This is a genomic window from Ornithinibacillus bavariensis (assembly GCF_050433565.1).
GTDB classification, from domain to species: domain Bacteria; phylum Bacillota; class Bacilli; order Bacillales; family Amphibacillaceae; genus Ornithinibacillus; species Ornithinibacillus bavariensis.
The window spans coordinates 16,450-41,179 of record NZ_JBNPWZ010000010.1 but is presented as its reverse complement, the minus strand read 5'-3'; the positions used below and the strand labels follow the sequence as shown (position 1 = coordinate 41,179).

28 protein-coding genes are annotated in these 24,730 nt (G+C 37.9%); 13 read left to right on the top strand and 15 right to left on the bottom strand.

The window, feature by feature from the left end:
- The first annotated feature begins 7 nt into the window (after positions 1-7).
- Together HNR27_RS14710 and HNR27_RS14705 are read left to right on the top strand one after the other, a co-directional pair.
- Positions 8-400 (top strand): bactofilin family protein, encoded by a 393-nt coding sequence (locus tag HNR27_RS14710; protein ID WP_212921725.1) that lies wholly within the window; start codon positions 8-10, stop codon positions 398-400.
- A gap of 41 nt (positions 401-441) precedes the next feature.
- Positions 442-1,377 (top strand): alpha/beta hydrolase, encoded by a 936-nt coding sequence (locus tag HNR27_RS14705; RefSeq protein WP_429340305.1) that lies wholly within the window; start codon positions 442-444, stop codon positions 1,375-1,377.
- A gap of 64 nt (positions 1,378-1,441) precedes the next feature.
- Here HNR27_RS14705 and HNR27_RS14700 read toward each other — a convergent pair whose 3' ends face one another.
- From HNR27_RS14700 to HNR27_RS14670, 7 genes are all read right to left on the bottom strand, one after another.
- Complete coding sequence (locus tag HNR27_RS14700) at positions 1,442-1,870, bottom strand: hypothetical protein (protein WP_429340304.1); 429 nt, start codon at positions 1,868-1,870, stop codon at positions 1,442-1,444.
- 156 nt (positions 1,871-2,026) lie between these two features.
- A complete protein-coding gene (locus HNR27_RS14695; protein WP_429340303.1) occupies positions 2,027-2,566 on the bottom strand; it encodes a GNAT family N-acetyltransferase in 540 nt (179 codons plus the stop codon).
- A 67-nt stretch (positions 2,567-2,633) separates the two neighbouring features.
- On the bottom strand, positions 2,634-3,149 hold the full coding sequence (locus HNR27_RS14690; protein WP_429340302.1) for a DinB family protein: 516 nt from the start codon (positions 3,147-3,149) through the stop codon (positions 2,634-2,636).
- Between the two features lie 161 nt (positions 3,150-3,310).
- The gene (locus HNR27_RS14685; protein WP_429340301.1) at positions 3,311-3,847 is read right to left on the bottom strand and encodes a GNAT family N-acetyltransferase; all 537 of its coding nucleotides are present in this window, start codon (positions 3,845-3,847) and stop codon (positions 3,311-3,313) included.
- Entirely contained in the window at positions 3,844-4,560 is a 717-nt protein-coding gene (locus tag HNR27_RS14680) for a class I SAM-dependent methyltransferase (RefSeq protein ID WP_429340300.1), read from the bottom strand. The genes HNR27_RS14685 and HNR27_RS14680 overlap by 4 nt, the downstream gene beginning before the upstream one ends.
- 28 nt (positions 4,561-4,588) lie before the next feature.
- Positions 4,589-4,879 carry a TIGR04104 family putative zinc finger protein gene (locus HNR27_RS14675; protein WP_429340299.1) on the bottom strand — a complete coding sequence of 97 codons (291 nt, stop codon included), beginning with the start codon at positions 4,877-4,879 and terminating at the stop codon, positions 4,589-4,591.
- The gene (locus HNR27_RS14670; protein WP_429340298.1) at positions 4,866-5,243 is read right to left on the bottom strand and encodes a MerR family transcriptional regulator; all 378 of its coding nucleotides are present in this window, start codon (positions 5,241-5,243) and stop codon (positions 4,866-4,868) included. Before HNR27_RS14670 ends, HNR27_RS14675 begins: the two co-directional genes overlap by 14 nt.
- A gap of 515 nt (positions 5,244-5,758) precedes the next feature.
- Here HNR27_RS14670 and HNR27_RS14665 point away from each other — a divergent pair.
- The 9 genes from HNR27_RS14665 (at position 5,759) to HNR27_RS14625 (ending at position 10,897) form a co-directional block, all read left to right on the top strand.
- Positions 5,759-6,316, top strand: coding sequence for a GNAT family N-acetyltransferase (locus HNR27_RS14665; RefSeq protein WP_429340297.1), 558 nt, complete (start codon positions 5,759-5,761; stop codon positions 6,314-6,316).
- On the top strand, positions 6,313-6,696 hold the full coding sequence (locus HNR27_RS14660; RefSeq protein ID WP_429340296.1) for a nucleoside 2-deoxyribosyltransferase: 384 nt from the start codon (positions 6,313-6,315) through the stop codon (positions 6,694-6,696). Before HNR27_RS14665 ends, HNR27_RS14660 begins: the two co-directional genes overlap by 4 nt.
- A 28-nt stretch (positions 6,697-6,724) precedes the next feature.
- Positions 6,725-7,309, top strand: coding sequence for a histidine phosphatase family protein (locus HNR27_RS14655; RefSeq protein ID WP_429340295.1), 585 nt, complete (start codon positions 6,725-6,727; stop codon positions 7,307-7,309).
- Between the two features lie 110 nt (positions 7,310-7,419).
- Entirely contained in the window at positions 7,420-7,824 is a 405-nt protein-coding gene (locus HNR27_RS14650; RefSeq protein WP_429340294.1) for a GNAT family N-acetyltransferase, read from the top strand.
- Between the two features lie 59 nt (positions 7,825-7,883).
- The gene (locus HNR27_RS14645; protein WP_429340293.1) at positions 7,884-8,021 is read left to right on the top strand and encodes a hypothetical protein; all 138 of its coding nucleotides are present in this window, start codon (positions 7,884-7,886) and stop codon (positions 8,019-8,021) included.
- 47 nt (positions 8,022-8,068) lie between these two features.
- Entirely contained in the window at positions 8,069-8,386 is a 318-nt protein-coding gene (locus HNR27_RS14640; protein WP_429340292.1) for a GNAT family N-acetyltransferase, read from the top strand.
- 92 nt (positions 8,387-8,478) lie between these two features.
- Positions 8,479-9,468, top strand: a complete 990-nt coding sequence (locus HNR27_RS14635; RefSeq protein WP_429340291.1) for a phosphotransferase — start codon at positions 8,479-8,481, stop codon at positions 9,466-9,468.
- Positions 9,469-9,583: 115 nt separating this feature from the next.
- Positions 9,584-10,048, top strand: a complete 465-nt coding sequence (locus HNR27_RS14630) for a DinB family protein (protein WP_429340290.1) — start codon at positions 9,584-9,586, stop codon at positions 10,046-10,048.
- A gap of 9 nt (positions 10,049-10,057) precedes the next feature.
- Positions 10,058-10,897 carry an alpha/beta fold hydrolase gene (locus tag HNR27_RS14625; RefSeq protein ID WP_429340289.1) on the top strand — a complete coding sequence of 280 codons (840 nt, stop codon included), beginning with the start codon at positions 10,058-10,060 and terminating at the stop codon, positions 10,895-10,897.
- A 98-nt stretch (positions 10,898-10,995) separates the two neighbouring features.
- Here HNR27_RS14625 and HNR27_RS14620 read toward each other — a convergent pair whose 3' ends face one another.
- The gene (locus HNR27_RS14620) at positions 10,996-12,711 is read right to left on the bottom strand and encodes an ABC transporter ATP-binding protein (RefSeq protein WP_429340288.1); all 1,716 of its coding nucleotides are present in this window, start codon (positions 12,709-12,711) and stop codon (positions 10,996-10,998) included.
- Positions 12,712-13,030: 319 nt separating this feature from the next.
- On the opposite strand from HNR27_RS14620, the gene HNR27_RS14615 reads away from it, so the two are divergent.
- A complete protein-coding gene (locus HNR27_RS14615) occupies positions 13,031-13,393 on the top strand; it encodes a DoxX family protein (protein ID WP_429340287.1) in 363 nt (120 codons plus the stop codon).
- 395 nt (positions 13,394-13,788) lie between these two features.
- Here the strand turns inward: HNR27_RS14615 and HNR27_RS14610 are convergent, their stop codons facing one another.
- Entirely contained in the window at positions 13,789-14,988 is a 1,200-nt protein-coding gene (locus HNR27_RS14610) for a S1C family serine protease (protein WP_429340286.1), read from the bottom strand.
- Between the two features lie 187 nt (positions 14,989-15,175).
- On the opposite strand from HNR27_RS14610, the gene HNR27_RS14605 reads away from it, so the two are divergent.
- A complete protein-coding gene (locus tag HNR27_RS14605; protein WP_429340285.1) occupies positions 15,176-16,081 on the top strand; it encodes a nuclease-related domain-containing protein in 906 nt (301 codons plus the stop codon).
- Positions 16,082-17,227: 1,146 nt separating this feature from the next.
- Here HNR27_RS14605 and HNR27_RS14600 read toward each other — a convergent pair.
- From HNR27_RS14600 to HNR27_RS14575, 6 genes are all read right to left on the bottom strand, one after another.
- The gene (locus HNR27_RS14600) at positions 17,228-18,013 is read right to left on the bottom strand and encodes an MBL fold metallo-hydrolase (RefSeq protein WP_429340284.1); all 786 of its coding nucleotides are present in this window, start codon (positions 18,011-18,013) and stop codon (positions 17,228-17,230) included.
- A complete protein-coding gene (locus HNR27_RS14595) occupies positions 18,010-18,939 on the bottom strand; it encodes a two-component system regulatory protein YycI (RefSeq protein ID WP_212921705.1) in 930 nt (309 codons plus the stop codon). The genes HNR27_RS14600 and HNR27_RS14595 overlap by 4 nt, the downstream gene beginning before the upstream one ends.
- Before the next feature lie 2 nt (positions 18,940-18,941).
- Entirely contained in the window at positions 18,942-20,261 is a 1,320-nt protein-coding gene (locus tag HNR27_RS14590; RefSeq protein ID WP_429340283.1) for a YycH family regulatory protein, read from the bottom strand.
- Entirely contained in the window at positions 20,258-22,084 is a 1,827-nt protein-coding gene (walK, locus tag HNR27_RS14585) for a cell wall metabolism sensor histidine kinase WalK (RefSeq protein WP_429340282.1), read from the bottom strand. Before walK ends, HNR27_RS14590 begins: the two co-directional genes overlap by 4 nt.
- 5 nt (positions 22,085-22,089) lie before the next feature.
- A complete protein-coding gene (gene yycF, locus HNR27_RS14580) occupies positions 22,090-22,794 on the bottom strand; it encodes a response regulator YycF (protein WP_212921702.1) in 705 nt (234 codons plus the stop codon).
- A 190-nt stretch (positions 22,795-22,984) separates the two neighbouring features.
- Positions 22,985-24,469 carry a peptidoglycan DD-metalloendopeptidase family protein gene (locus HNR27_RS14575; RefSeq protein ID WP_429340281.1) on the bottom strand — a complete coding sequence of 495 codons (1,485 nt, stop codon included), beginning with the start codon at positions 24,467-24,469 and terminating at the stop codon, positions 22,985-22,987.
- Positions 24,470-24,730 lie beyond the last annotated feature (261 nt).

Sequence of the window (24,730 nt, the reverse complement as noted above, 5' to 3'; positions counted from 1 at the left end):
GCGACAAATGATTAGCAAGAAAAAGGATGAAAAAGTGATTGAAACCATTATCGGTTCAGATACAGTTATCGAAGGAAAAATCACCTTGGCAACTAGCCTACGAGTAGATGGTAAGGTAATGGGCGAAATTGTTTCTAATGGGGATGTCTACATTGGTAAAGATGCCTATGTTGAGCCAAGCATTAAGGCTAAAAATATCGTCATTGCTGGAGAAGTTCGTGGCGATGTGGAAACGACAGAAAAGGTCCAAATTGAAGCAAAGGGCAAGCTAACTGGAAGTGCAACCTCTCGTGGCATTATCATTGAGGATGGCGGTATTTTTAACGGAAATAGCGTTATTGTTGATGGAGAAGAAAAAGGGAAAAAGCGGAATAAGCACGAGGAGAAGGTTGCGAATTAGCAGGCTAAGTTGTAAATGTAATCCGTTAGGGGTGTACCTGGATGACCGGAGATAAATTTGTTTCACTGCAAAAAGAAGTATTCCGTCTTTTTGGCGAAGGTAGATTGGATGAAGTACATTCACTTATTGACCATGTGCAAAATGAATTCCCGAATCGATTGGATAAAACTATATTTTGGCGGGCCTGTGCATTTAGCAAACAAGAAAGGCTAGACAGTGCTGTTCAAGCACTTCAAGCTGGTTTAGATCAAGGGTTTTGGTGGAACCCCATTATATTAACTGGGGACCCGGATTTAGAGCCTTTACAAGGTCTATCAGAATTCCAAACCATTCTAAAAGAATGTGAACATATTTTTGAGAGTCGTAAAAAAGATGCCAAGCCACAGCTTTTTACTTTTGGTAATACCGAGGCGGATATTGGTATTTTTTCGTTACATATGCGCGGTACTAATGTACAGGATTTTGCGCCACATTGGATAAACGGAAACACTAAGGAAGATTATTTCTTTGGATTCCCTCAATCTTCGCAAACTTTTGGTTACCAGTCTTTTTGTTGGGATAATCCAGACATTACTGAGAGGGAATTACGTGAGACTTTCAGCGAGTATCATGCATTAGGGAGTGCGAAGAAGGTTATTTTAGCAGGGGCATCCCAAGGTGGTAAACTAGCGTTAGAATTATGTCTGCCGGGTAATCCATTCAATGGAAAAGGCTTTATTAGTGTGATCCCCGCAATTAGAGATACTGCTGACATTGAACAGCAATTAAAAAATATACGGGACACCTCCATAAGAGGCTGTATTATCACAGGGGACAAGGACTTTTTTTATGAAAAAACAGTGGAACTAGTTCCTATTCTTGAGTCATATCAAATAAAATGTAAGTTAATAGTGGTAGAAGGAATGGGGCACTTCATTCCGAATAATTTAGCGGAACTGCTTCAGGAAGCAGTGGATTTTATTATGATGAATAATTGAGATACGTTTATGCAGGGAGCAGCTTTAAAGCTGCTCTATTTTATTTACTTTCATCCCACTCATGCTATTCCTTCCCACATGCATAACAACGTTTATCATCATCATTATCTCCATACATCCGTAGTTCTTTTTCCAATCCACAGACACGGCAGGTGGCAAAGTCAATTTGCGGAAGTACTCCCACTTCTGCTAACGGTACCCACTCTGTTTCATATAATTGCTTACTCATACCATAATCAATAAAAACAAGCTGGTTCGCATTATTCAAGCCATAATTACTGCTATCCTTTAAGTCAAAGCTATCAAACTCGGTATCTAATAGGCTTAATGTCTCCTCATACATATTTGGAATAAGGGATGTGTCTGCTTTCGGGTCGATCTCAAATGATTGACCATCAAGTAGCTCTAATGGCTGAAAGTATTGTTGAATGGATATATGATTATCAACATAGAACGTCTTTGCAAAAAGAAAGCTTAACCCTTTTTCCTCCATTTGATTATAAATAGCTCTGCTTTGGACTGCTTATAGCCAATTGGATGTAAATGCACTTTTACAACCTAATCCGCAACCCGATATGCCTTTCTAGTAGAACCTATTCCAATGAAATTGGCTTCTGTACAGTAATTTTTCCAGTTATGGATAATTTCTTTAATCATTTGCTTCACCTAGTAGTCTTTCCAATACCTTATTAGGATTGTCCCATTCATAGATGAGTAGATTTAATTCAGCATCTCCTATCGTTATTTGTTCTGTCCTAACAAGGGCTGCTCCATAATATTCATAGAAGTACCGTGTTTTATTATCTTCTAATACTTCAACAAATACTTTATTATATCCAAGCTCCTTGAACTTTAGGAAAAGTTCTTTCAACAACAACCTACCAATCCCTTGCCCTTGGTATTCTTCCAAAAGGTATATGGAGGTTAGGTCACCTGCGTTTTCGATATGATTATTTTCTCTTTTACCACAATCTGCGAATCCAACGATTTCGCCACTCTCATTTTCAGCAACAAAAACATAATTTCCTTCTCTGGTAGTATTTCGTTCCCATAATTCGGTTCGCCTTTCATACGATAAACTATTTAGAAATGAATCCGAAATAATATTTTTATAGGTGGACCTCCAGCTATCCACATGAACCTTTGCAATTCCGTTAGCATCCGATATTATTGCTTTTCTAATATTCATAGGGTCCTCCCAGTTCGTAATTTACTATTTTGTTTTTCATCTTAAACTGAAAATACGAATGTTCTCTTCAATTATTATAGAGACCTCGTCCTCTAAGGTTTGCGGAAACAGGCTCTTTTCCTATTTCACGGGCCCATATCGATAGCTGTCCAATATGGTGGATTTCATGGACTACGGTATGACGGATGAGCTCTCCGTGGGGACATTTAATGACTCGTCGCCTAATCGCTGCATCTCTAGAGCTAATCGGTTCAATCGTAAAGTCATTTTCAGAAAATCTGCGAGCATCCATTTCATTCGTCCAAGCTGTCATAAACTGCTCCACCTTTTCATGGTATTGACTTGAAAGGTTTTTCACCTTTTGTAAGGTGGCATAATCCTCAAATGCAGGCGCCTCTGGTACTGGTTCACCTCGCAAGCCTACGATCCACATATATTCCACATCGACTATGTGAAACAGGGTATGTAGGATACTACCGAACCCTCCGACTCGTTCCTTTAAGAGCTCTTCCTCTGATATCTCTTCACACCATGCAAACCAATCATCTCGAACCTGCCAGTTGTATTGAAATAGTTTCAACATCACTAAAACCCCCAATTGTATTTGAACTCTTATTTCTCAATACAAATTATTAAATTTCCTATTCTTGGTTAAAAGTAATGTCTGATGATGATTTTCAATTGTCCCTTCTATCTTTGTAGGTTTGAGGCTATTTCGGAAAATTTACTGTTAGTTGGAACCACTTAAAAAGGCAACTTATCTATTTCTATCTGTGTCTGAACCTTGTTTTCCCAGTCATGACGTATCATTCCGTAAAGAACAGAGTCTGAAACACTGCCATCATTATTTTCCCAAGCCTGTCTTAAATAGCCTTCTTTTACAAACCCACAGTTAGATAGGGTTTTTCTCATTGCTAGATTATCACTTCTCGTATAGGCCTCAATCCTAATCTTCTTATCTGGTAAATTAAATAGATAGTCTACAATCCAGCTGACTGCAATTTTCCCATAACCCTTTCCTCTAGCATGATTTGCGAAACGAATATCAAATAGAGTAATGGTGTCACTTATATCATGAATAATGATTAATCCGATCTTGTCCTTATCGTGCTCAACCCAGAAAGCTTCCCTGTCTTCCTGGTACCATCCGTTTCGAAAGGCTTTTTCAATTTGCTCTTTCCTTGGTTTAGGATCGGTATGATAATCCCATGTATTATTGGTCATAAAGGAAATTAGTTCCGCTAATTCATTATCTAGTTTTCGAATATGTAACTTACTCATTTTCTCACTACTTTCCTTGATTTAATGATTAAAAACTGTGGACTTTTCATGAGATTTTCATATACCCTTGGTGCCTGATCCTTCATGTTCATGGTAGGCTGGGGTTCGATAATCTCTTGAAGAGAAAAATATTGTATTGTTTTATTGATGATAGCTTGTAAAGGTCTCCGGTAGAATGGAACAGTATATGTTTTTCCTTCTTTATTCCACTCATCTGTTAGCTGTTCAGTAGAAAAATAATGATAGTCCTGGCGCAGCTTCAAATCGGTGAATATATGATGAACAGAGAAAAGCAGAATTCCATTTGGCTTTAATATCCGTTCAAATTCACGAAATGGATAATCCCAATTCTCCATGTAATGCAGGGTTAAGGAGGAAATAATATAGTCAAAGGAATTATCTGCGAATGGTAGCTTCGTTTCTAAGTCCTGACAGATTACCTTTGCCTTTTCACCAACTCTTCTTTTTGTTGCCCGTACCATTTCTGGACTAATATCCATGGCGACAACATTTGCTCCCCGTCCAAGCAATTGCTCGGTATACCAACCCGCTGCACATCCCGCATCAAGAACATTTTTATGATGAAGGCTATCCGGTAGCTGGCTCATCATTGCTGGTCTTTCATACTCGCTATTGTACAAACTCTTTGTATCAATCGATTTTTCGTAAACTTCGGCTAGTTGGTTAAAGGTTTGTTTGATTTGATCCTTCATTTTGTTCCCTCCTGAAGTCCCTATTTTGCTACCAAAGTGGCTCCTCCTCATTGGATAATTCAACGATAAATGGAGATAAACCAAACCATACGATAGATAATCCGATTAACAGGATAATAGTGACAATCGATGAAAAATTAACTATGAAAGAAAACAGAAGCGTTAAAGGAGCTAAAAAGGCGACAACACTGCTTTTCTTTCTAGACCTAGCTGTTAAATATTGCTTCTCCCCACAATGTGGACACTTCATGTTGGAGAATGTTTTCTTTACTGTTTGTCTCCATGTCCATTCCGTTCCACAGCTTTTACAAGTTGGCATTTTTATCACCCGCTAATAAATGTATTGCTTGCATCGTCTCCGTTAATTGATGCTTTTTCCGCTGTATCCGTTTCTCTTCTTCTTCTAGTTTCTCTCTCATTTCCTCAAGCTTTGTCATGACACCCTCGATAAGGGTGGGATTTCCACAACCATTTTGCCTTTTTAATTGAAACAAGGATTGAATGTCGGTTAAGGATAAACCAAATGACTGCATTTCTTTTATTACCAAAAAGTCCTCCACCTCTTTTTGCCCATAAATACGATGTGTATTTTCCCATGCGGGCTGAAGTAGATGTAATGCTTCATAATGACGTACGGTATCCTTTGTTGTTTCAACTTCCTTTATAAATTGTCCAATTTTCATGTCATCACCTAGTTTTGTTGTTTACATGGGGTTAACCCCACATTGTATAGTGGAAAAAATAGATAGGGGGTAATTTATATGATTTCTATCATTCTTATCATCTTATACTGCTTCATGATGCTTTTTGGAGCTAGTATAATGCTTCTTAAAAACTACGAAGCTCTTTCTTCCAGTCAAAAAAGGGTGTTATATTTCTACATTGCAGTACACGCATTGTTTCTTTGTTCTGCATTGCTAGAGATAGTTGGTGTTGCAATATCCATGATTTTTTATCTCTTTATTATTGTTTTGGTTTTCATTTCCCGATATATCAATGGGAGAATCATTTATAACAAAAATCATTGGCAGCACTATATTGTCTTTGGAGGTTTTTTTCTCCTAATTTTAGTACTAAAAACGCTTCATATTTAATAATTTATCATAATTATAACAAAATTAAGGAAAGCAAAAAGATTATTTTCTTAAATCTAATCGTACTGTGTTATGATTGATGATAGAAATCGGGAGGCGATTCTTTGTTTGTTTATGCGGTTGATGAAGAAATCACGTTGAGATTATTGGATGTCAAGGATGCTCATGAACTGTTTCGCCTTACTGATCGCTCTCGGGAGTACTTACGGGAATGGCTCCCATGGGTAGACGAAACAAGAACGGTACTCGATTCTGAGGATTTTATTCGCTATGCTTGGCAATCGTATGAAGAGCGACTTGGATTAATTCTAGGTGTGTACTATCAGGGTAAACTCTGTGGCATGATGGGATATAACCAGTTTGATTGGGCCAATCGAGCCGGTGTAATTGGCTACTGGCAAGGAAAGGATTTTCAAGGATTAGGAATTATAACAAGGGCAACTAGTGCATTGATTGATTATGGCTTCCAGAATTTAGGATTACATCGTATAGAGATTCGGGCAGCGATTGAAAATATCAAAAGCCGTAAAATTCCAGAACGCCTTGGATTTACAATAGAAGGACAAATTCGACAGGGCGAATGGTTATATGACCACTTTGTTGATCTTGTGGTTTATGGACTGCTAGCCAATGAGTGGGAAATGGTGAGGGGTAATCGATGAATTTTTACATTGCTTCAGGGTTAGATAATAAAGAAATTGTACGGAGAGTACGTGATCGGTTGATAGCTGCTGGTCACGTTCATACGTATGACTGGACGAAAAATAGTCGAGCAATGTCTGTAGCTGATTTACGTGCGATTGGAATAGCAGAACGAGATGCGGTTAAGGCTAGCGATGTTATTTTGGTGCTTTTGCCAGGTGGTAAGGGTACACATATTGAGCTAGGAATTGGCATCGGCTTACAAAAGAAGATCCATTTGTATTCTGACAAGGAAATAGCTGTAAACACGGCTACCACTTTTTACTATCTAGACCAAATCGACTATTATTATGGTGAGCTAGAAAGCTTCATTACATATATAATAGATTTATATGCATAGATAAATAGATTAGACAGGAGTGGCACATATGACTACAGTGTATTTAGTGAGACATGGAGAGACAGACTGGAATGCGGAAAAAAGAATGCAGGGACAGACAGATATCCCTTTAAATAGCAAAGGAATTGGACAAGCGGAGGCTTGTGGCGCTTCGCTTTTAGCAAGTGATTATGATGTGGTTATTTCAAGTGGATTACAGCGAGCTAGGAAAACCGCGGAGATCATCAATAGCTATTTACAGCTTCCATTTGAAGTGATGGATGACTTTGCGGAGCGTTTCTTTGGTGATGGTGAAGGATTAACGATGGAGGAACGGTCTAAGCTATACCCTGATTTTAATTACCCTAATCAGGAGGAGCTTGACGTATTTGCTAAGCGGATTATGACCGGACTTGAGAAGGTACAGGAAAAGCATGCTGGAAAAAGGGTCTTGTTAGTTGCACACGGACAAGTAATCTATCGAATACTAAAGATAATTTCTCGCGACCAGATTGATTTAGGTAAACAAAAAATAGAAAATACTAGTATCTCAACTATCGCTTGGGAAAATGGCGATTGGGTGCTGAAGGACTGGAATCGAGTGGAGCATCTGAAGCAGGTTAAAAAGGCGTAGTGAATGTACTTTGTTCTATAGCGTTTAGGGGGTTTTGATTTTGTTGCTATATAATTGATTCTATCAATTTTCCTATCTTGTTTTTCATATTATGTAGGGAGTTGATAGATATGATGTATGTGAATTCAATGGATGGCATTTCGTCTGCGATGGTAGATGGCTTTTTTGTGGACTGGCCAAATCCACCTAGCGCAAGGACACATTTAAAATTATTGGCAGGCAGTAGCCATGTGGTATTAGCCATTGATGAGGGTAAGAACAAGGTCGTTGGCTTTATTACTGCCATTAGTGACGGTGTCCTTTCTGCCTATATTCCTTTACTGGAGGTCTTACCTGCTTATCAGAATAAGGGTATTGGTAATGAATTAGTTTCTAGAATGCTAAAGCAGCTCGAGCATTTGTATATGATTGACCTATGCTGTGATGATGATCTGGTACCATATTATGAGAAGCTTGGCATGATGAAGGGGACTGGCATGCTAAAGAGAAATTACGATAGACAGTCTGGCGAATAAGTAGAGAGCTGCATCTCAGGTTGAGGTGCAGCTTTGTTATATCGAAGGGGTGATGATTGATGGAAGGGACATTTTTTCCGATAAAAATTAGACCCATTAAGCTAGAAGATTACTCTTCTGTCTTGGCTTGGAGTAAGGATGAGGCATTTTGTTTGACTAACGACTGGGATTTAAATAGAGAGCCCGATGAATTATAAGTTGGTGGCAGCAATGTGTTCATAATCAGGCGAACGACTTCATTCGCATGGGAATTGAACTAGATCAGCGATTAATTGGGTATGCAGATTTAGCTTGTATTGTAGGAGATACTGCAGAATTAGGAATTGCTATCGGAGAGAGTAGTTTATGGGGGAAGGGTATTGGTTTCATAGCTTCTAAGAAAATGATGGACTATGCTAACAAAAAGCTGGGGATTCATGTGTTTCATGCAGAGACCCATGAAACTAATCATCGATCAAGAAGAATGCTTGAAAAGCTTGGCTTTAAAGAGATTAGTAGAAATGGTAGTGAATGGTATAAAGGGATAGAAGCTCGGCTTATTCAATACGAATTGGATTATTAGGTCCACTCATTAGGTCTTCGCAAACATATGTTCTTGTTATTGGGTAGATAATCAGCTATAGTTACATAATAGGGAGAAAGGGTGGTGATTTTATGGGGAAGCTGTTAACCGATCAGGATATTCAAGAGGACATTCTACATCATTTCCAAAGACTATTCGGACTGAGAATAGAAGCAGTTGATCCGATTCGGAAAGGTTGGCTGAACCTAAAATGGAAGGTTGAGACGAATGATGGTACCTTTTTATTGAAGCAATATCATAAGGAACGCTTGAAGAAATATTCCATTGCAGAATTAAAGCATGTCTATCAAATCCAAAATTATTTGCATCGGCATTCGTTTCCTACTCCTAAAATCCATACTCATGGCACTGATTTATTCTTGCAATCTAGTGGCGGGGAGTATTTTATCGTACTGGATTATTGTTCGGGGAATACTGTTAACGCTGGAAAGCTAACAGATAGCCAGATGTTTGACTTAGGGTATTATACTGGTAAGCTACACTACATCTTAAATAACAATTTTTCCTCTGTACATCACACCACGGCATTTCAACCACCATTGAGAGAAGATAGATACTCGTACTGGGCTACCATGCGTAATAATGTACTCGCACAGAATAAACCTCATTTAGAACCCATTATTGAACAACAGCTGAAGCTACTAGAAATAGTTAACCCAGAAGCATTTATTACCCATCGTACTGGACTATCTCATCGTGATTTGTGGGTAGATAATATCTTATTCCAGCCTGATGAGCTAGCTGCTATTCTTGATTTCGATAGAATGAAATATGACTTTCTCACCTTAGATATTGGAAGGGCAGTTATTTCTGGCGCACTAGATGGCGAGCAATTGAAGGTTCACCATGCACTGGCATTTTTAGAGGGGTATCGCTATTTTCATCCCCGTGAAACTGGTCTTTTAACAAAATCGTTGAAACTATTATGGTATATGGAAAGTCAATGGTGGCTGGATACAGAGCTAGATACTAGAAAAGGACCACCAAAGCGGTTTGTTCATGAGATGCTTTGGCTGTCGGAGCATCTACTGGAACTAGAGGATATGTTAAATAATCAATAGCAGCTACGAGACAGGATCTAAAAGTTTTTAAAAATATGTTTTTCAGCATTTCCCGGGAAATATCGACAAATGGTGGAGACGCCTGTCGAACTTATTTTGGTTAGGAGGGGTGGATATGTTTTATACGTTTTTTCAATATAATTGGCAGGTTCGGGATGAGTGGTTAGAATGGTGTAAGCAGCTCTCAGAGGAAGAACTGATTAAAGAGCGTATCGGCGGCGTAGGTAATATACTAAATACCTTTTTACATATTATCGATGTAGAATATAGCTGGATTCGTGCCATACAGGGAAAAGAAGATATTGCCATCGATTTTAGTACCTTTTCAACAATAGCAGAGGTTCAGTCTCTATCCGAAACATATCGAAATGAAATCGAGGTATTTCTTACGAATGATGGTATTGGAAATAAGAATGCTATCGTGACTGCTCCATGGATGGAGGGAGAATTTACGAAAGAAGAGATTCTTCACCACATTATCGCTCATGAGATTCATCATATTGGTCAACTATCAGTTTGGGCGAGAGAAATGGGACGGAAGCCAGTTTCGGCCAATGTGATTTTTAGGGGATTGTTTTAGGAGGCTACGATGCATATAAAAACTTGTGATGGAGTTACGTTATACATAGAAAAGGAAGGGGCAGGAGTTCCGTGCATTTATTTGCATGGTGGCCCGGGCTATTGGAGTAAATCCTTTCAGCATTTTACTAGTGAGTTCCTTCATGGGCAACTGGAAATGATCTATTTAGATCAAAGGGGATGTGGTCGTTCTCGTTTAGCTGAAAACGGTGATTACTCCCTCGAGCGGTTGATTCGGGATATAGAAGCAGTGCGTAGTCATTTAAAGATAGAAGAATGGTATGTAATGGGGCATTCCTTTGGAGGGTTACTTGCGGTAAATTACGCACACCTTTTTCCAGAACATACGAAAGGACTCATCCTGACAAATTCTACATTAAATATGGCAGACTCATTCACACACCAGATCTTGAAGGGGCGAGAATGGTTGGGGATAACAGAAAAACAAAATCCAATAAATGATACCGCTGATCTTGTAAATACATTTTACGCAACTGCACATCAGCTGATAGAAGAGAATTTATTCTATAAATTACAGTTTAATACACCTGAGGATGAGCAAAGACTTAGGGTAATCGATGAAGCTCTCTCACCACAGCCAGACTTTCAGCAGTACATATTTTCCAATGAAGAATATTTCCAAGACTTCACATGTCTAACAGAAAAAGTAATAGTCCCTACTTTCGTTCTGTCGGGGTTATTTGATCATGCTGTTGGGCCCAGACATCAGGAGAGCTTCCAATTTCCTAATGGGATTTACAAACAACTGGAAAGCGGTCATCATCCATATGTGGAAAGTCCAGCAGAGTTCTCGCGTGCCATACTAGAATTTATTCTTGATAATAATTAACCTATAAAACAAATACCACCCGTTCTCACGGGTGGTATACGTTGCGGCTAGAAGTCCTTGTTATTGTAATTTACTACCTATCTAAAATAGTAAATCTTTTAGTGCATTTGAACCTTATGCAGGTTAGCAAATACACCATTTCTTCTGATTAGCTCTTCATGACTACCTTCTTCTTCGATTCCTTTTTTCGTAATAACCATGATTCGGTCTGCATTGCGAATCGTTGCTAGTCGGTGTGCAATGATTAATGTCGTTCTGTTTTGTGCAAGCTCATTTAGTGCTTGCTGGATAATCATTTCTGTTTCCGTATCTAGTGCCGAGGTTGCTTCATCTAAAATTAAGATTGGTGGATTTTTCAGGAACATTCTCGCGATTGCAATCCGTTGCTTTTGACCGCCAGAAAGCTTCAGACCCCGTTCTCCAACCTGTGTCTCATAGCCATCTGGTAATTCTTTAATAAATTCCTCCAAATGGGCCCTTCTTGCTGCTTCCTGAATTTCCTCTTCTGTCGCATCTAGCTTTCCGTAAGCTATATTTTCACGAAGCGTTCCCGTAAACAAGAATACATCCTGTTGTACGATTCCGATATGCTCTCTAAGTGACCGCTTTGTCATATCACGAATATCCATTCCGTCAATGGTAACTTGACCACTATCAACATCATAGAAGCGCGGTATTAAGGATGAGATGGTCGTTTTTCCAGCACCTGATGGCCCAACGAAGGCTACCGTTTCACCTGCATTAATATTGAAGCTCATTGCCTTAATTACTGGCCCTTGTGTTTTCTCATAACCAAAGGTTACCTTGTGGAAGGAGATAAAGCCTTGCAGGTCCTTCACATCTTTCGCACCTTTGCGATCTTGGACATCTGGTTCTGTATCAAGTATTTCAGTGAACCGTTTAAACCCTGCCATTCCTTTTGGATACAATTCTAGTAATGCACTTATTTTATTGATCGGATTGAATAAGACGTTCGTGAAAAGAATAAAGCTAACAAGTTCCCCGTACGACATATGCTTATTGAAGGTCAGCCATGCACCAACGACAAGCACTACAAGTACGATCAGGCGCATCATCATGTAAATATTAGAATGAACGAAAGCCATCACTTTATAAGCAGCGACCTTTGCCTTTCTAAAGTTATAATTGTCCTTTGTGAAGCGCTTTGTTTCAAAGTCTTCATTTGTAAAGGATTGTACGACACGGACACCTGATACGGCATCCTCAACACGACCATTTACTTCTGCAATCTCTTCATACATCGATTTCCATGCCTGATTCATTTTAATATTACTGTACGTAATTAACCAAATGAGAATTGGTACAATAACTAGAATGATTAGTGACAAGTGGAAGTTTATATTGAACATTAATGTAAACGCACCGATAAATGTCATTATCGCAATGAAAAAGTCTTCCGGTCCGTGATGGGCAAATTCCCCAATATCAAATAGATCATTTGTAATTCGGCTCATAATATGTCCTGTTTTCGTATTATCGAAAAATCGAAAGGACTGTCTTTGTACATGCTGGAACAAATCCTGGCGCATGTCCGTTTCAATATTTACCCCTAGTTTATGTCCCCAGTAGGTGACAATATATTGCATAAATGTACTTAATAAATAAACCGCTAATAGGGAAATACTTACTAGCACAATTAAATTCCAATTTTCCGTTGGTAGAAGCCTATCAATGAATTCCTGTACTGCTACAGGAAAAGCAAGCTCCAGTATAGCTACAAATACCGCACAGGTAAAATCAATAATAAAAAGCCGCTTATGTGGCTTGTAATACGAGAAAAAACGTTTTAACATGCAAGCACTTCCTTTATGTATCAAATCGATTCTAGGACTGGTCATTCCTATCTACTATACATCTTTACAAATTATAAAGAAAATTATAAGTTTATTTAACTATTGTCGCAAGCATTTTTCATGAATATTTCTTGATGTCATGTGATTGGACGATTTCTTTATACATATCGGCTTTATCCGAAGCTCTCTTTTCTGTGCAAAATCAGGAGGAAGAAGATTAAATTGGTACAAATTAAAATAGGAAAGTTTGTCCTACTTATTGCATATATTGTATGGATGACACACTATCGTATGGGGGGAGACTTCTATTAGATGGCAAATGAGAATCGATAATTGGATTTGTTATGCAGTTGGATTTGTTTTTATTACCTCAGGTATGATGAAACTACTTGCACCGGATATGGTTAATTTTTTAAATTTAGAAATCCCATATCCTCGTACAATGGCATTTCTTGTTGCCCTCACAGAAATTGGATGTGGTTCGCTTATCATTGCACGGTTATATGTAAAGAAAGCTGCGATTCCATTAATCATAATTATGGCAGGTGCCATTTATTTAACGAAACTCCCAATCCTATTTGAGCAAGGTCTTCTCGTATTTGCCTTCCAGGCTAGACTGGATGTTGTTGCTATGATTCTTTTACTTCTATTATGTTTACAGCCTCGGGGAAAGCATATTTAGGAAAAATTCAGTTATAAACAGATTATCAACTGTATTCTATTGGGTTATACACAAAGTTATCCACATATGCACAAATGTTCGTAGGTATTTTGTGTTTTCATCCTTTTTCGACCACAAAATATAGATATACGGTTATTTTTATACACATAATGTGAATAACTTTTTAAAAATGGGGATAACTTGTGGGACATTATACTCTCATTCTTTTGTCTCATTGGGGAAAATTTGTAGTTAATTGCGATTCATAAAGCTCTTTATTGCAAATAAAAATTGCCAGGTCAGTCGGTATCTGTATGTATATCGCTCCCTCAGATTTTTTGCGAATACATACGTATATCTCGACTCCTGGCACAGATTTTCATAAAAGAATTTATTCTATTTCTAAACAATCGTCATCATTGTGCACGTAATGTCATGGTAGAATGTAGCTTTTTACCATTTCGATAATAGGTGACTTTTATTTGATCTCCTACTTCTTTTTCTTGATATAAAACCTTTCGCAGCTCGATAACATTACCTATTGGCTTCCCATCTAATGCAGTAATGACATCCAACCGCTCCATACCAGCTTTAGCCGCTGGCGATAGTGGTTCTACACTCCAGACGTAAACCCCACCTTCAATATTATCTGGTAAATTTAATGTTTCTGCCCATTCTGAACGAGGTACCTCGTCCAATGAATAGATCTCGACACCTAAATACGGTCGTTTCACCTGGCCTGTCTTTTCTAACTCATCAATTACCGGTCTCGCTGTATTAATGGGTATAGAAAATCCAATCCCTTCTACCGCTTCCTGATTAATTTTCATGGAATTTATCCCAACAAGCTGCCCATCCATATTGATGAGAGCACCACCACTATTCCCAGGATTTATCGCAGCGTCTGTCTGAATAACCTCTGCCTGCCAGTCCGGACGTCCATCCATATTAAAATCCTGTGGTATTGTACGTTGTTTTCCACTTACAATTCCCTGCGTAACGGATCCTGCAAACATTAGTCCTAGTGGATTACCAATGGCAATGACTGGTTCCCCAACCTTAAGTGCATCAGAGCTTCCCATATCAATGGTGCTCTTAATTTTGCTTCCATCTACACGTAAAACTGCTAAATCAGAAAATAAATCCGTTCCTAGTAGCCTTGCTTTGAGTACAGAGTCATCACTCAGCTGTACTTCAATTTCATCAGCGCCCTCAATTACATGGTGATTGGTAACGATATAGGCATATTGATTATCCTTCTTGTAAATCACCCCTGAACCAGTACCCGCCTCAGCTGCTTCCTGCTGCGCCCAATAGTTTGTCTGATTCTGGATATTGGAAACCCCTACAACGGTAGGCGAAACATTTCCCACTATCTCGGTAATCCGGGTTGAGACATCTAGTGAAACAACCTGTTTGGTACCAATATCAGCAGAATTAGCATTATTTCGTAATTCCCCATTATCTACTGTTCTGTCTTCCTTATCCACTATTCCTGGGATGATAAAAGAAACAAACAACGCACCCGCAATAATGCCAATGATAAGTGGGAGTACCCAGCGGTTCCCTCTTTTTCTATTCGGGTCTGGGGGATAATGTTGATTATAATAGCCCATACATATAAACTCCTTTGCAATGCCTTTAGTGGCCAAATCATATTTATATTATGAGCTTTTCTAACAGGAATAAACATCTATCACTTGATTATTTGCATTGTTGTTAGAATTTTATTAATTTTGGTAGCTATTGTGCGGATCCTTTTATATAATAGCCTTTAAAGAGATAATAGAAAGGTTGTGAACAATGATTCTTAAGGAAAGAATAAAACCCGCCAAACTAGAATTACTAGAGATTTTAAACAATCGTATGGTTTTAGATGATGAGAACAAGCAAGATCTTTATAATCTGGCGAAAGGCTATGAGGGAGAAGTATTATTAGATACCCTCCTACAAAACCTCGAAATTGACCACCTTTTAGTAAATGATTTAATGCTTCAAGTGAATAACACTACATTTCAGATTGATTCCCTATTAATTACGGATGCGATTTATATGTTTGAGGTTAAGAATTACGAAGGGGACTTCTACTATGATTCCAACCGATTTTATACAAAGGATAATTTTGAAATTAATAATCCCCTGATACAGCTTGAACGTACTGAGTCATTATTAAGGCAGCTACTGCAAAACCAAGGAATCAATCTCCCCATTCATGCTTCTGTTATTTTCATCAACCCCGAATTCATGCTTTATCAAGCACCAGCAAACAAACCTTTTATTTTTCCAAGCCAATTAAATCGATTAATAAAACGACTAAATACCAATCCCAGTCGAATCACAAATCGACACAAAGCCCTCGCTAATAAGCTAATCTCACTTCATCAGAAGGAATCGCCTTATACCCGATTACCACAATATAAATATGAACAGTTGCAGAAGGGAATATGCTGTCAGCATTGCTATTCCATTAGCCTCGATATCGAGGGAAGAAGGAAAAACTGTATTTGTTCTAATTGCGGTTATACAGAGTTCTTAGAACATGCGGTATTGCGGAGTGTACAGGAGTATAAAATATTGTTTCCTGAAGAGAAAATTACAACTAGTGGAATTTATGAGTGGTGTGGCCTTGTTTCAAAAAAGACAATCTCTAGGATTCTGGAGAAAAATTATAAAGCGACAGGTGTTAAACGATGGACCTACTTTGAATAGAGTAAAAAAACTCCCCCTTTATTTTTAAGGAGGAGTTTTTAGCTTTTAAAAGGGGCGTTTTATGGGAGTACTGATGAAATTAGGCTATTCGATTTTTTCTATTAGACTAAACTCCAAGATTTTCACTAACTCAGGCTTTTAGAACGCTCCTATTAGACTGTAAACCACGATTTCCACTAACTCAGTCTTTTAGAACAATTCTATTAGACTTTAAACCGCGTTTTCCACCAACTCAGGCTTTTAGAACGCTCCTATTAGACTGTAAACCACGATTTCCACCAACTCAGGCTTTTAGAACGCTCCTATTAGACTGTAAACCACGTTTCCACCAACTTAGTCTTTTCGAACGCTTCTATTAGACTGTAAACCACGATTTTCACTAAATCAGTCTATTGGAGCACTTCTATTAGACTGTAAACCATGATTTTCATTAACTCAGTCTATTAGAACGCTCCTATTAGACTATAAAACCGCATTTTCCACTAACTCAGTCTTTTAGAACAATTCTATTAGACTTTAGACCACGATTTCCACCAACTCAGTCTTTTAGAACGCTCCTATTAGACTGTAAACCACGATTTCCACTAACTTAGTCTATTAGAACATTTCTATTAGACTGTAAACCATGATTTTCATTAACTCAGTCTATTAGAACGCTCCTATTAGACTATAAAACCGCATTTTCCACTAACTCAGTCTTTTAGAACAATTCTATTAGACTTTAGACCACGATTTCCACCAACTCAGTCTTTTAGAACGCTCCTATTAGACTGTAAACCACGATTTCCACTAACTTAGTCTATTAGAACATTTCTATTAGACTGTAAACCATGATTTTCATTAACTCTGTCTATTAGAACGCTCCTATTAGACTGTAAACCACGGTTTCCACTAACTTAGTCTATTAGAACAATTCTATTAGACTATAAAACCGCATTTTCCACTAACTTAGTCTATTAGAGCACTTCTATTAGACTTTAAACCACGTTTTTCATTAACTCAGTCTTTTAGAATACTTCTATTAGACTTTAAACCACGATTTCCACCAACTCAGTCTTTTAGAACGCTCCTATTAGACTGTAAACCACGATTTCCACCAACTCAGTCTATTAGCGCTCTTCATTTTAGACTCGCCTACATCCTATGCTATATAACCTCATACAATGCTGTTGGTACTGCTGGGTCTGTATCATGTAGTTCTATACTAATGCCGCGTTCTGTTAAAATATTTCCGACGGACATGCGTGCAAGGTCTTTCATGTTGTTATCTTTACTTAGGTGTGCTAAGTAGATTCGCTTTGTATTATTGTCAACGATATCTGTTAGGGCTAAGCCACAGTCTTCGTTGGATACGTGACCAGAATCACCGAGTATACGGCGTTTTACACTCCAAGGGTAGCGTCCCATTCGGAGCATGCCGACATCGTGGTTTGCTTCGAATATATAGGCATCTGCGCCTTCAACTGTTTTCTTGATTCGCTCGGATACATAGCCTAAGTCCGTAACAAGTGCGACTTTCTTTCCACCGCTTCGGAAGACGTAAAACATTGGCTCAGCTGCATCGTGGGATACACCGAAGGATTCCACATCGATGTCGCCAAACGTTTTTACCTCTTCCATATTAAATGTGAATTTCTGGTCAATGGATAGCTTGCCAATCATGCCATCCATCGCTTTCCAGGTTTTTTCATTTGCATAGATTGGTAAATCATATTTTCGTGCAAGAATACCGAGACCTTTAATATGATCACTATGCTCGTGTGTAACTAGAATCCCTGATAAGTCTTTTGGAGATAGCTGTACCTCACTGAAAAGCTTGTCCATTTGTTTCCCACTAAGTCCTGCATCGACTAAGAGCTTCTCTTTATCAGATTCGATGTAAAAAGCATTTCCCGTACTCCCCGATGCTAGAACACTAAAACGTAATGTCATTCTGATTCACTCCGATTATCTCCTAGCCTGCTTTGTAATATTTCTAGCATGCTCTCTTTAAATTCATCCTGTCCTTTGATGGCAATAAGATTATCAATACTCATATGCAAAACACTGTTCACAAAGTCATCATTAACCTTGATTACATAGCGCTGTGCAGCATTGACGAAACGTTCCTTCGTATCATTAATCGTAATTTTCCATGTTGGAACTAATACCTGTGTCCCGCTTTCCAGTGGTAACATCGAATGATAGCCCATTTCAACCTCTGTTGCCTCATCATAGGATAGTAGCAATCTATTTTCATACAGTGTGTAAATTGCTTTTAACGGGGTTATTAATGTTTTTTCATCATTAATAGGTGAAGGCTCCCCAAGTAATGATTGGGTATAGGCAATCATTTCATTTTTATCGTTTAAATAAATCATGATCATGCCATTTTGATTGTAATATACCGGCCGATCATCTTTTATCACCTGGAAAAAGACGAGCACATTACTTTCTTCATCCCAATACTCAAATTTATACTCATTGCCTAAGTATACCGTACTGGATATCAGTCTTTCTATATCTTCGTCTGTAGCATTTTCTGGAATTGCAATTGTCTTTTTAAATTTTCCTAGGATAAAACTGTTGTTTACAATTCGTATTTCCTGGTTTTCTTGGGACTCAATTTGCTTTACTTCAGACTCATCGAACGTTTTTTGTTTAAGCGAGACATATGCTTCGTCTGGAATAGAATCCGGTAGATTATCTGGATATTTAATATTTTCTAATTCCAGTTCTTGTTCCTGTTCCCGTAGCTCTTCTGTCTCCTTTAAAGGAAGATCCTCATTACTCTGCTTCTGAATAACTAGAAATAATAAATAAATATCGAGAAGGAAGAAGCAGAGGATAAATAATGTTTTAATTTGTCCCCACTGCATCCTCAGCTCACTCCCTTTCTATTTACATTCTCACTGTCTATTGTTACCTGAAGCCATTCACCGTCCATCTTAACATACCACGAAGGCATTAAGGTAAGCGTTCTTGAATTTCCTAAACTTTCCATACTATATAAGCGATACCCAACCTGAATATCTTCTATCTTGGTTAAATTATACGTTTGATGACTCTTTAAATATTTTATTAACTCGTTTCCTGATTCTAATTTAAAGCTTTCTGGATATGGATCCGTGATTTGGTATAATGGGCGTCGTTGTTCCGTGACTTCATCATTGATCCAACGCTGTTCGATAATCGTTAAATTGTCAGGGTTGAAAACTGGATAGCCATCATAATACATTTGAAAACGTATATTGTTTTGTGCTGTACTAACACTTTCTAGACGGAAGTCATCTGTCCAGCCTTTATAGCTATTTATTCTATTAATGCTTTTATCTAATAAATCGGTAACCGACATCGGGTTATACACCGTTTCTTGTGAGTTAATATATTCCATGCTTAGCTTATTTTTAAAAACTCGCATCGATCGTTGTCCATCCTGATACCAGATTTCATTATCATCGGAAACATTCTCTACGACCTCAGCTGGATCTAAGAATAGGATATTTTTCATAACATCTGGAGCAATTATTGCTGAGTCCAAATAATATTTAGTAATATCCACTGGATTCATTGGGATATAAATCGGGTAGCCTGGATCGTCAATCATGGTATATTCTTCTAGCCCCGTTAATTTAACCATATAATCATTTAGTAATTCACGCTTTTGTGTGTTATTAACATCGGCTTTAACCTGTGTTTTTCCATCTGTGGAGAGAAAAATAAAGGTTAATGTATTGTTGTTCGATTTTAACGAGATAAACATTCGTTGAAAGAACATATTCTCAGGCATATCAATTTCAGCAGTATTGTTTACTGTAAAAATAGATGGAATTATTTCCATTGGTAGCGCATCAGGAAATGTCAACTCCACCTGCGGACCTTCATTGGGTGCACCATTTGCATCTGTCACTCGAAAATTATAAAGGACCCAGGTTTGTATATCATGGTAGAGATCCTCACGTTCACCGGGATCACTGAAGCCAAAATAGTTATCATATTTATTAAAAATAATGGATGTTGGCTGAACAATTGACTTCTTCGTTACCGTGGTACCCCCTAAGTCAATTTCCTCCTCATTTACTAATCCTTCCTCTTCTAAATATGGGCTATTTGATTGATAGCTCCAAAGGCTAAACGTCAATAGAAAACTTATACCGACTAATATTGCTAGCGTATAGGATTTAATTACTTCTAATTTCATTTGCTACCCCTCCGCTTCTTACCCATTAGCGGTAGTGTAAATAGTATCGTTGTTCCTTTTCCTTCTTTACTTTTAGCCCAAATTCTACCATGGTGTGCTTCCACTAATTCCTTAGAAATTGCAAGGCCTAGACCGGTTCCACCAAGCTTTCTAGTCCGAGCTTTATCAACACGATAGAAACGCTCAAATATCTTTTCTAGCTTGTCATAGGCAATTCCCATACCTTGGTCAGCAATAGAGACGATGATTTGATGTCGCTGCTTCAACAACTTAAAGGTAATCGTTCCACCTTCAGGCGAGTACTTAATCGCGTTTGTGATGATATTATCCATAACTTGGATTAGCTTATCCTTATCCATCCAAACATAAAGCCTTTCATTAGGAAGCTCTCGTACAAATTCTATATGCTCAGGCATATTCATTTCAAATCGATCAATAATATGATGGAACAAGCTAACAAAGTCCGCTTTTTCCATTTGCAGTTGATGCTCCTTATTATCAATCTTTGATAATTGAAGAAGATCGTTAACCATACGAATCATACGATCTGTTTCATTTTGGGTAACCTCTAGAAACTTCGGTGCAATTTCTTCGTTTTGCCATTCGCCATCAATTAACGCTTCTAGATAGCTTTTCATCGTCGTTAATGGTGTTCGTAATTCATGGGATACATTCGAAACAAATTCTCTACGCTCTCGTTCCAGATTTTCTTGTTCTGTTACATCACTAATGACTGTGATAAAACCCGTTATCTCGTCATTATCATCTGTCACTGTTGAGAAGTTTGCACGAATTAGGAATATTTCTTGATCATCACTAAAATCAATAATCATTGATCCACTATCCGGTAATTCGCTAAGATCCACATTTTTTTCATCAAGCTTTAGCACATCAATGATAAACTCTCCGTAGCTTTCCTCTGGATTGACACTAAGTAGGAACCCAGCAGCCTCATTCATCAACGTAACGGCACCTGTCTCATCAGTCGCAATAACACCATCAGACATATTTTCTAGAACGGAGTTAAGCTTTCTTGTTTCTTCTTCTGTTTTCGCATAGGAGTGCTTAAGCTGAGCATTTAAATCATTAAAAGCAATTGCTAACTGACCGATTTCATCTGTACCATAGACATTTACTTTCTGGGTAAAGTCACCCTTACCCATGATTTGCGCCTGTCTACGCATCTCCATAATTGGCTTTGTAATAGCCCTTGCTACTAAAACCCCTAAAATAGCTGTAATCAAAATTGCCCAAAAAGAACCATTTAAGAAAATTTGATTGATTTCTTCCAACTGATTATAAATATCTTCAAATGGAGCTTCTACGTAAATAACCCCAGCTACACTACCTTCGTCATCAAATAATGGCTTTGCAACTAGATAAACACGATTATTATTATTATCCTTCTTATCCGCAGTCTGCTCATTTCCAAATAATAGTGCCTTTTGTACAATTTCGAAGGTCATCTTTTTTCCGACCTTCGACTTCTCACTATTGTTATTGGTTGCTTGAATGCGACTTTGATTATCGACCACAAATAGCTTCCAATTACTATTGGTATCAATATCCCGAATGATTCCTTGTAGGTCTTCCCCTAGTGTGGTTTCATCATCATCCGTTCGTTCCTTCGTAAAAGCGCCCTCCAAATAGTGGCCAAGCACATTAATATTGTCATTAATCGAGCTTTTAAAGCTCGTTGTTAATTCTCTTTCCAAAGAGGATGAAAAATATGAACCAATGACCTGAATAGCGACTAGCAATAGTAAAATATAAATAATAATTAACTTTAATTGTATCGAACGAAAAAAACCAACCTTATGCATATAACCTACTCCTGATCAGGATTACGTAAATAATAACCAACACCACGGCGTGTTACAATCCAGGCTGGGTTACTTGGGTTCTCCTCTATTTTTTCACGTAGTCGTCTTACGGTAACATCTACAGTTCGTACATCACCAAAATAATCATAGCCCCACACCGTCTCTAATAAATGCTCTCTTGTCATTACCTGACCAATGTGGCGAGCTAAATAATGTAATAATTCAAATTCACGATGGGTTAATTCAATTTCCTTCCCATCGCGTGAAACGGTATAAGCATCCGGATGAATAACCAATGATCCAATCGTAATATCCTTGTTTTCCTTAACCGAATCCTCTGGCATCTGTTGCTGTCTTCTTAGGTTTGCCTTTACCCGTGCAATTAGCTCACGATTGCTAAATGGCTTTGTCACATAGTCATCTGCCCCAAGCTCAAGTCCTAATACCTTATCAATTTCCGAGTCCTTGGCTGTTAACATAATAATTGGCATGGTTTGTGTTTTGCGAATTTCTCGGCAAACCTCATTCCCATCCTTATTCGGTAGCATAATATCAAGTAAAATTAAATCAGGCTTTTCTGCCTCAGCTAGTTTAATTGCTTCATCTCCGTCATATGCACAAACAACCTCATAGCCTTCTTTCTCTAAGTTGAATTTTAAAATATCTGCAATTGGCTGTTCATCATCAACAACTAAAATTTTCTGTGCCATCCTAACACTTCCTTATTCAAGATTTTATATATATCATTTCACATTGTTTTCAACTAAGTCGTATATGACCTTTATTTTATCGTACTTTTACCTAAATGTCTTGTCGCTGTGCTATATCCCTCTTTAAATAGTATGAAAAGAGCTAGTCCATCATGTATTCTGTGGACCAGCTCTTTTCCTGCTATACTATTTATTTTAAATAGCTTAGTGGGTTTTGTAATGCACCATTCTTATACACTTCAAAATGTAAGTGAATACCTGTAGAATTACCTGTCGAACCCATAATTCCTATTTGTTGACCCTGCTGAACAGTCTGGCCAACACTTACATTAATGGATGCAAGATGGGCATAGACAGTTTTCATTCCATTATTATGGTTTATTTCAATTTTATTTCCATAGCTTCCTTGATAACCAGCAAAAACAACAGTGCCATTATCAGCTGCGGTTATTGTTCGATTGCTTGGGCCAGCGATATCAAGTCCCTTATGATATGCTCCCCACCGATAACCAACATGACTAGAAATATAGCCACCAGAGGTTGGCCACTTGAAGGTCCCAGTCCCTCTAGAAGGAATCACCTTTGTACCTTTTACTACAACCTTATTAACTGGTTCCTTGGTGGTTTTCTCGTCTAATACTTTGCGGTCACTAACCTTACCATTTCGGATTTCCACCGTATAGTGTACGACCTTTTCACCATCTGAGCCCTCTTGTGTTACCTTTTCGTCACCTTTTAGTAATTCCTTTGATTCTTTAATCTCTGTTTCGAAGGCAATTGTTTCTTCCTTCTTCTCTTCTTTTTTAACAATAACATCAACAAATGGCTTTAACTCGGTCACATTTAGTTCTTGGCCAATTTGAATTAGCGTATCCTCTTTAATAGAAGGATTTAACTTTAATAGGGATGCTAGAGACAGGTTGTACTTGGAAGCAATAGATCCCAGTACTTCTCCTTCTTTAACCGTATGCTTCTCTTCCTTTAATGTCCCCTTCTCTAACAGCTTCAAACCATCCGCAACCGTTAAAATAGTATTTGGGTCTACTTTTTTATCAGAAAATGAAACATCCTTCGATAATGTAACGTCTAATATAGTAGATTCTCCTACTGCAAGGTCTGCGGATTTACTTGGAGCTTCAGCGTTTTGGGGAACGTCTGATTCCTTATTCGTAGACTTTGCAGCTTCTACCTTTGCTAATGTTTCTGTATCAACATATTTAAGCTTGTAGTCTTCGATTACTTTTTCGGCTGCTTCTTTACTATCAAAATATCCTACTACGTCATTACCAATCTTTAATTCTACCGCTTTCGCTTTAACTGTTAGATTACTCTCTAAGTAATTACTTATTGTCGTATTGTTGTATGTAGGATTAAAGACTAGCTCAGGAACTAATTTTACATTTTCTGCAATTGCTAGATCAGCATCTTCGTATGACTTATCAGCTTTAGCTAATTTCGATTGAATAACTTCTTCAACAACACTAGCATCACTTACTAGTCCGATATGCTCACCATTAACATACACATGCTGAACTGTTCTTACATTGCTAGATTCCTCTGCGAATACAATCCCAGTAGCAAGAATGGTTACAAGCCCTGTACTTATTAGCGCTTTCTTCAATAATGGTTTCTTCTTCGGTTCAGGATTGTACTGCTTATTCTTACCAAAAGACACGCATTTCCCCCCTAAAACTTAGAATAATAATTTATGTGAAAGTACATTTTATTTAGTTTAAAAGACCTATTTAAGTCCTCTATTAATCTACCATAATTTTGATAGGGTAGGAACACAATACGTGGTTTTGTAAACAAAATGTATAAAATGTAACATTTTTTTTGCAATAATGACGATTTTCATACTAATTTCTATAAAAATTGTAGTTTGAGCGTGGTTTTTACCAAAAATATACATATATTTTACATTTTTGTAACAATA